Here is an 8,205-nt window from a genome sequence, read left to right on the forward strand (position 1 = left end):
GCAATCATGATAGTCATTGATAGCATAAATAAAGGTAACGCTTGGGCTAAGTAAAATCATATATTTGTACCACCACCCTATTGTAATACAAAAATCATGAATTTTTTTATATCCACAGAGGGAAAATAATTGGAAAGGCTTTGATCATGTAGGTAAATCCATACCCATACATACTAACTAACTACTCAAAAACAACATGCTTATTTTTAATCAATTGTGTAATGGACAATGTTTGTACCTCTTTAACAATGTCTAACGTATAGATTTTTTCTATTACCATAGTTTGATAGTGAGTCATATTTTGTGATTGTACCATTAAAATAAAATCAAATATACCTACTACTTGATAACAAATTGTAATAGGATTGATTTTATCAATAGTTTTTTCAAAAAGTCTTATATTTTCAGATGTAACTCTTTGTAGTTTCACACCAACAATAATTTCAGAAGCATATCCTAACCTAGAATAGTTAATTTTTGCACAATAATTTGTAATAACTTCATATTGTTCTAGCTTTCTAACACGCTCAAGCGTAGCTGCAGGGGATAGGTTAATTTTTTGGGCAAGAGCAGCATTAGTAATTTTTGCATTGCCCTGTACAATGTTTAATATATGTTTATCTATGGTATCTAGCTCCATGTTCTTCAACGCCTTTCCTTTATTATATTTAACGATGCAACAAATAGCTTTTGATGAATCCATTCAGGTCTCCATCTAAAACATTTTCTACATCTTTACGTTCATGTCCTGTACGGCTATCTTTAATCAATTTATAGGGATGTAATACATAACTTCTAATCTGAGAACCAAAGTCAATTTTTTTCTTAGCATTTTCTATTTGTTGTTGTTTTTCTCTTCTTTTTTCCAGTTCTCTCTGATAGAGTTTGGATTTGAGCAGTTGTAAAGCCTTATCTCTATTTTGTAGTTGAGAACGCTCTTGTTGGCATTCTACTACTGTACCAGTAGGCATATGTTTAACACGGACGGCTGTTTCTACTTTATTAACATTTTGCCCCCCAGCTCCACCAGAACGAAAAGTATCCCAACTTAAATCGGCAGGATTTATCTCTATTTTGATAGAATCGTCGATTACAGGCGCTGCATAAATAGATGCAAATGAAGTATGTCTTTTACCTGCAGCATCAAAAGGAGAAAGGCGTACCAAACGGTGAATACCAATTTCTGCTTTTATATATCCATATGCATATGGACCTACTATTTCAAGTGTAACGGCTTTTATCCCTGCACCATCTCCTGATTGATAATGAATAGTTTTTACAGTATAGCCTTGTTTTGTAGCCCACATGGTATACATGCGTGTGAGCATATAGGCCCAATCTTGACTTTCTACTCCTCCGGCGCCTGGCTTTATATCTATAATGGCATCTAAATGATCCTCCTCCCCATCTAACATTTTTTTTAACTCAAGCTCTTCTAGTAAAGTAGAGATGGCCGATTCTACCGTATCTAATTCCTCTTGATTCACAACGTTCTGTTCAAACCATTCTTCTAATAAAAGAAGATCTTCCCATTTAGTCTGTAGTGTATTTAGCTGATCGATATCTACTTTTAGTGCTTTAATGCATTGAATGGTTTTTTCTGACTTTTCGGGATTAGACCAAAATAAAGGATCTATACTTTTTTCTTCTAATAACTGCAGTTGTTCTATTTTACCAACATAGTCAAAGACAGTGTTTTAAAGCCTCTATTCTCTCTTTTACATTAAAATATTTAGTTTTCATATGTTTAAATTTTAAAAGTTGTCAGTTATTGTTTTCAAAGTGAATACGATTACTTATAGAGTCATCTGTTTCACCAATAGCAAATATATGGTGTGCAATACCTATTGTCTTTTTATCTTCAGTAAGCTCACTGAATGGATTACTAAAATCTACAATTTTATTTGGGAATGTATAAATGGTAGTATAGGTACTATCTCTAAAGAAAAAGGCTAAATCTAAACTATTAACTAAGCAGTTATCATGTTCCTTATAAAGGAGTAATTTTTTTGCTATACCATTTACATCTTCACGGACAAATAGTTCATCACTAAAGCTGAAATAAGTGATATTGGTAGGATCAAGTCCTTTATTTATTTGATCAACAGCTTTATTCAGTACTTTAATATTTTCAAATGCAAACTTAATAGTAAACTTCAACATGGCTTTGTCCTGTTTTAGGCGAATATCACTAATGCCATCTATTTTTTTTAATCTTTGTTCAGCAGCAGAAAAAATATTATATCCAATAATTTTTGTAATATGTTGATAATCTTTATTAATATATTTGATTACTGAGATCAGCTTACCGATTTTTGTCAAATCAACTTTAAGACTAAATCCACCAGAGCCATTTTTATTGAAATAAGCTCTTTCCACAAAGTCTATGCCTAAGGAGTAACTATGGCTACTATAATGAGTAGTACAATAAAACAAGAATAAAAATAAAAAAAATATAATTTTTGCCTTTTTGCGTTGCATCACGAATTCTATCAGAAATGAAAAGTTTACGTGGCCATTCCCTATCTATTAACCTAATTATAGATGGCCTCTATCGTATTAACATACTAAAATATAAATATACAAACAAATATTCTTGGTAGTGATATACATATATGATTGTATAAATCATTGACATTGAATATTTTTCATTATATTTGATAAAAAACGGTTCATTTTTCTCAAAGTAATATGTCATGGAAAAGTGGTCTCAATTCCTAACTGAAGTAAATGTAGTCAAAAATGGCTTTAATAAAGACCAAAAACAAAGCTATTTATGTAAAAGTTGCAAAAAACAATGTATAGAGAGAAACACTTTTAATGTATAGAAGATTTGGAGATAAGGAAATATTAAATTTATATGATAGAACTACAAAATGTTTGTTATAAAATTGATAATAAGTATATATTAAAAAATATCAATTTACAGTTAGTTGAAAAAAAAATTGGTATCATTGGTGCCAATGGTAGTGGTAAAAGCACTTTTGCAAAGTTGCTTAATGGTCTTAAGTTACCTACTGAAGGTACTGTAATTATAGATGGCTTACATACATGTAAATGTGGTAGAGAAATAAGACGTAAAGTAGGATTTATTTTTCAAAATCCAGATAATCAAATTGTTTTCCCTATAGTTGAAGAAGACTTAGCATTTGGATTAAAAAATATTGGATATAATAAAGTTGATATCGATAGAAAAATTGATTCTCTTTTATCTTTATACAATATGGAATGTTTACGTAAATCCTCTGCACACCTGCTTAGTGATGGAGAAAAGCAACTATTAGCGATTGTCGGAGTAGTCATAATGGATCCTGAGTATATTATATTTGATGAGCCTACTACGTTTTTAGATTTAAAAAATAAAAAAAAGATTTTTCAAGTAATGGAAAATTTAAGCCAAACTGCTATTGTCATTTCTCATGACCTTGAATTTTTGTCAAATTTTGATAGGGTAATCGTTTTTGAGCAGGGTAAGGTTGTTGCAGATGGACATCCTTCTGTTGCTATCGCCACATATAAAAAAATGATGATATGAATTTGGAAAGTTATTATCAACGGAATTCTCCTATTCATAGATTATCTTTTGCCATCAAGTTATGCTGGTTGGTTACTCTTGGAATTGTTTTATGCTTAAGTTCTAATTTCTTTATACTAACCATTAGCCTTTTACTTACTATATCTTTATACATTGTTGCTAAGATTCCATTAAAAATGGTCCGAGCTCAATTATGGTCTATTGGTATGGTACTGATCATCGTATGGTTTAGTTATAGTGGATGGATAAACAGTTTAAAAGCAGCTATACGTTTTTGTATATTAATATTTTTCTCTTTATTGATCACATTAACAACACGCACATCTGACATAATGGAAAGCATAGAGAAGCTTTTAGTATTCTTATCTTATTTTGGTCTAAATCATAGAAAAATTAGTTTATCTTTGTCACTTACCTTACGGTTTATTCCTGTAATTGCAAATTCTTTTCAAGAAGTACATATGGCGCAGCGTGCTCGAGGGATAGAGCATAATTTTGTAGGAATTATCATTCCTACAGTTATTAAAACTTTAAAAATGGCAGAAAATATTGCTGAAGCTATTGAGGCACGTTCTTGGTAGAAGGTGTATTATTTATAGTTGGTAGTCAGTCTTAAAACATATATTTATATTTTGTAAGATTTCTATACAACTTAACCAGTGCATACTATCTAGAAAAAATAGCAGAACACCTCAAAATCATTCTTTTCCCTCTTTAGTTATATGAAATATAACATTATGTGCTACATCACCTAGCGCTTTAGCTATTTCGGGTTCCATGCTCAGATATTTCTGTGCAAGAAGTATATCTATAGCAAATGTTTCTCGCGCCATAGATAGGATCTCTGACTTGTTGCTATAGCCTGCAGCATGTTCAAGGTCATAAAGGCGTTCAGCCAACTTAACATAAAGAACAACCCGTTGATCATCGTTGACAGCATCTTTAAAACGATTGTCTATATACAACATGGATTCTTCTAGGTCTTTACGTTTATCTATGGCAAGTATATTTTTTACAAATTCAAAAATACCCAAATTATAGTTGGCTCTAATATAGGAAAGTGATAGATGGGTATAGCGCACCAAATCATACAAGAGCGCAGCGTAAACAGGTTTGGGTGAAATACCAACCCATTTCGAAACCAATGTAGCTATGCCTGCAGCACGTACATAAAATAATTCACCACACATATGGCGTTTAAATCCATAACAACGTCTCAGTAGTAACAATATTTCTGTTATGATAGCAGGATCAGCATGAGAAACGCTACAGGCATATTCATGAAAATCAATTAATACTTTCAATGAATCAACTTTTTCCTTTGGAGTTATTTCAGATTTGGTAGCAGAGAGTAAGTCTAAGGGTAATCTTTCAATCATTTCTTCTCGTATATCATTGACATTCAGTGGAAGGGCGATCAAAATACCATCTTTGTCTGGTTTAGGCAATTCTAGATAGCCATAATGTGATTGGATAATCCCAAGCATATTACTTGTAGTGATATCCATAGGCTCTGGATCTACATTACGGTGTCGATTTAAATTGTTTTCTACAAACATTTTATCATCATAGCAACTGTGATAGGGCGTTATATTTTCTCTTGGCGTATTGTAATTGCTAATTACAATAGTAATGGCTGCAAAAGGACGTAATACGGCATGTTTTTCGTGAACTTTTTCACATTGATGAAAGATTAATGTAGCACTATGGATATCCAACCTTACCATATCTTTTTCTACATTGTCTTTACTAACAATGCGCAATACAGCAGTCACTAATACATCAACAATCTTATCGACATCACATATCATAGATAGTGGTTCTTCTTTTTCCATAAAAATTCTTGGCATAATACCCAATTCATTTTCCACCTTTACTTCTACCTTGCTAATCAAGTTCGATAGGGTGATTTTTTTTGGAGCAAGCAGAAGATGGTCTTTTGATTTACTATGTCTTTTTAAGAATAGCGCCCAATCTGTAAATTTATTTATTATACTCTGAAAATCTTCTTTATATAACGGAGTGCTGTTATGCAAAAAGGATATAGCTTGGGTTACATTGTTGACTACATTTTCTAAAATGGTCCCATTTTCCGCAATTACATCTTTGTCTCTTTTTTGCGTTATATCCAATCCATATGCAATTTCTTTAAGTTTTTGTTCTTCTTGAGCTTTCTGTTGGTGTTCCAAGTAAAAAATTTTCTTATTTAATAAATTATTTTGATTTTTAGCGTAAAAAATAATCAATAGAACAACTACACCGAATACTAAAACCAATGGGATATTTTTGACACTTATTTGCAAGATTCCTTCTATTTCTAACTGGAAGATAGCATAAGCCAGCATTGAAACGTTAAGTACCATAGCAGGTATGCTGATATGAGCAGGCAGCATATAGGCAGTAAAAGCCAGGTGAACAAAGGCCAAAAATAAGGTAAATATAAGATTTGTACTATGTAACCAGTGGAAAAAAATATCCATAGAAAGTGCAAAAAGCAGTCCTATAACCCAATACTTTCCAGATATATAATGGGTACCTCCCTTGTTTTGATGCATACCATAACAAAAAAAAATGAGGGCCGTTATTAATCTAAGTACATACCAAATTGTAAAATGATCTTTTCCGATTATAGTGAGCGAAAACAACGTGGTAATTCCAATATAAAAGCTCATTAGCAACAGACTTTTATGACTAGGCTTAAGTTTCTCTAACTTACTACGGAGCTTTTCTTCTTCTTGCATCCGCTTTTTTTTTCTTTCCTGTGCCTGTCTTTTCTGTTTAGCTTCATCATCCTCTTTCATCCATCCTGTACCTTCTGGCTGTGGACGTGAGTAATGTGCAACCATCATCGCTATACCATTAGCCAGCATACAAAAAAAGGAACCATCTATATCTGTTTTTGGTTCAACCCATTTATTCCAAGCTGTTATAGTTACTGCCCCAGTAACCATACCTATTAGAGCAGTAGTAGAAGTACCTCGAAAGCCCAAAACAGCCAATACAAAAGGAGCTGTAATGATTGGGACAGAAAAATCAAAAGATAATTTCAGCAACTCTAGGATGTCTTTATAATAAAATGTTACGATCATGGCAGATAGACCTACAATTAGGGAAGTAACCCTAGCAAGCCTAAGTCCATTTGAAATAGTTGTTTTTTTACCACGCATACTTTCTACAATATCATGGCTAATTAAAACGGAGCAAGAATTAAGACTAGAATCAGCTGTAGACATGGTAAGTGCAAGAAGGCTGATACAAATAAGCCCTTTTAGAAATGGGTGCATGTTACCTATAATATGCTTCCAAACCTCTTCTGTTGCTAAGTCAGGAGCATCTACAAAGACAGCTATACCTACTAAAACTATAAAAATTATGATAACAAAACGGAGTACGCTGGTATACAGAAAAACTCTTTTGGCTTGTATTGGACTAGAAGCCATATAGATTCTTTGTATTGTTGGTGGTTCTATAGCAGACATTAAAGCAGATAAAATCAATGCAATGATACTGATTAAACTGGTATCCCATCTAACCACACTAGAAAATTGAAATTTTTCTTGTGTCTGTAAAAAGGTTAGGGTTTCTCCCATTGACTTTCCCGTTTTTTGGAACATAAGCCAGGCTAATACAGGAATAATTGCCAAAAAGGTTATAAATTGCAATGCATCTGTATAAGTTACTGCACGAATACCTCCAAATGTAGAATAAAAAATAAGAATAAGTGTAGCAATAATAGTTATGATTTTAGGATTATCCATACCTGTACACATATTGATGGCTAATGATATAACATTAATTTGAATAGCAAGAGTAGCAATAGCAGCCATAATGCAAGCTATTGCAGTAATAGCTCTTGGCATTTTACCATATATACGACCGATACTTTCCGCCATAGAGAGGTGGTTCATAAATGGTCCCATGCGATCTGCAAGAGCACTAACCATCCAAATATCTACATTTCCTATTATTGAAAATAATATCCAATATAAACCTTGGTTATGCACTTGTTGTACATTTCGTATTAATCCTCCTCCTCCAATAATTGTGGCTAATACCGTAGCTACCAGCGTAGCTGTGGCAAAGTTTTTATGACCTACAGCATATTCTTTAAGGCTGGTGGTCTTTTTACCAAAGTAAATCCCTGCAGCCAATGTAAATAACAAAAAAGCTCCTGCCATAAGGAGTGGAAGATTGGATAGTATCATAGGAATTTTTGCTTTAAAAAGGTTATATAAATGCTGAAAACTGTTTTTCTAGATACCTTTATCTAGATACCTTATATTTACCACTTTATTAGCAGAAGTTATTATAGGTAACTTTTTTATAAAAAACAAGCTTTTGTATTAAAATATAAAATTGGTAGCTTAATGTCTAGTTATGTTTATGTGGGTAAGTCTTTAACATTTAGCAAACGTTTTGAGTACTTCATCATCCTTATCATTGAAAAAAAGGGCGGAATGTAGGATTTTAAATGAATTATGTATATTTACACAATCTCTTCAAAAGCCTCCCAGTATACTCTTTACACATTTATCCTTGGCTTCGGGTGTTATGTTTCTTAAATTCTTTATTTATAATATCATCTGTTTCTTCCAGGACTTTCGCATTTTTAATTAAAAGCTGTATATGGATTACGCCATAACTTTTCCTGAAAAATTTTTAAGGGTTCA

Annotated in this window: 7 protein-coding genes; 3 read left to right on the top strand and 4 right to left on the bottom strand. The window is 32.4% G+C overall.

The annotated features are described in order from the left end of the window. Positions 1-181: 181 nt before the first annotated feature. The 3 genes from CCPUN_RS04035 to CCPUN_RS04045 all read right to left on the bottom strand — a co-directional run bounded on the left by CCPUN_RS04035 (position 182) and on the right by CCPUN_RS04045 (position 2,379). Positions 182-703, bottom strand: coding sequence for an Lrp/AsnC family transcriptional regulator (locus CCPUN_RS04035; RefSeq protein WP_133282298.1), 522 nt, complete (start codon positions 701-703; stop codon positions 182-184). Next, a protein-coding gene (gene prfB, locus CCPUN_RS04040; RefSeq protein ID WP_133282299.1) for a peptide chain release factor 2 occupies positions 669-1,743 on the bottom strand; the annotation gives its coding sequence in 2 pieces (ribosomal slippage) (positions 669-1,685 and positions 1,687-1,743; 1,074 coding nt in all). Before prfB ends, CCPUN_RS04035 begins: the two co-directional genes overlap by 35 nt. 21 nt (positions 1,744-1,764) lie before the next feature. Beyond that, positions 1,765-2,379 carry a hypothetical protein gene (locus tag CCPUN_RS04045; protein ID WP_133282300.1) on the bottom strand — a complete coding sequence of 205 codons (615 nt, stop codon included), beginning with the start codon at positions 2,377-2,379 and terminating at the stop codon, positions 1,765-1,767. A gap of 317 nt (positions 2,380-2,696) precedes the next feature. Here CCPUN_RS04045 and CCPUN_RS04930 point away from each other — a divergent pair, with 317 nt between their 5' ends. From CCPUN_RS04930 to CCPUN_RS04055, 3 genes are read left to right on the top strand one after another with little or no spacing between them, the layout of a single operon-like run. Further along, positions 2,697-2,828, top strand: coding sequence for an IS1/IS1595 family N-terminal zinc-binding domain-containing protein (locus CCPUN_RS04930; RefSeq protein ID WP_420888379.1), 132 nt, complete (start codon positions 2,697-2,699; stop codon positions 2,826-2,828). A 32-nt stretch (positions 2,829-2,860) separates the two neighbouring features. Then, positions 2,861-3,535 (top strand): energy-coupling factor ABC transporter ATP-binding protein, encoded by a 675-nt coding sequence (locus CCPUN_RS04050; protein ID WP_133282301.1) that lies wholly within the window; start codon positions 2,861-2,863, stop codon positions 3,533-3,535. Next, on the top strand, positions 3,532-4,116 hold the full coding sequence (locus tag CCPUN_RS04055; RefSeq protein ID WP_133282302.1) for an energy-coupling factor transporter transmembrane component T family protein: 585 nt from the start codon (positions 3,532-3,534) through the stop codon (positions 4,114-4,116). Before CCPUN_RS04050 ends, CCPUN_RS04055 begins: the two co-directional genes overlap by 4 nt. A 117-nt stretch (positions 4,117-4,233) precedes the next feature. Here CCPUN_RS04055 and CCPUN_RS04060 read toward each other — a convergent pair whose 3' ends face one another. Continuing rightward, positions 4,234-7,740 carry a sodium:solute symporter family transporter gene (locus CCPUN_RS04060; RefSeq protein WP_133282303.1) on the bottom strand — a complete coding sequence of 1,169 codons (3,507 nt, stop codon included), beginning with the start codon at positions 7,738-7,740 and terminating at the stop codon, positions 4,234-4,236. Positions 7,741-8,205: the final 465 nt, after the last annotated feature.

The sequence above is a fragment of the Cardinium endosymbiont of Culicoides punctatus genome (genome assembly GCF_004354815.1).
Classification (GTDB): Bacteria; Bacteroidota; Bacteroidia; order Cytophagales; family Amoebophilaceae; genus Cardinium.

Bases quoted from the DNA above. Each gene is read 5' to 3' on its own strand.
- CCPUN_RS04060 (WP_133282303.1), bottom strand. From the start codon at position 7,740: ATGATACTATCCAATCTTCCACTCCTTATGGCAGGAGCTTTTTTGTTA.
- CCPUN_RS04930 (WP_420888379.1), top strand. From the start codon at position 2,697: ATGGAAAAGTGGTCTCAATTCCTAACTGAAGTAAATGTAGTCAAAAAT.
- CCPUN_RS04055 (WP_133282302.1), top strand. From the start codon at position 3,532: ATGAATTTGGAAAGTTATTATCAACGGAATTCTCCTATTCATAGATTA.
- CCPUN_RS04050 (WP_133282301.1), top strand. From the start codon at position 2,861: ATGATAGAACTACAAAATGTTTGTTATAAAATTGATAATAAGTATATA.
- CCPUN_RS04035 (WP_133282298.1), bottom strand. From the start codon at position 703: ATGGATTCATCAAAAGCTATTTGTTGCATCGTTAAATATAATAAAGGA.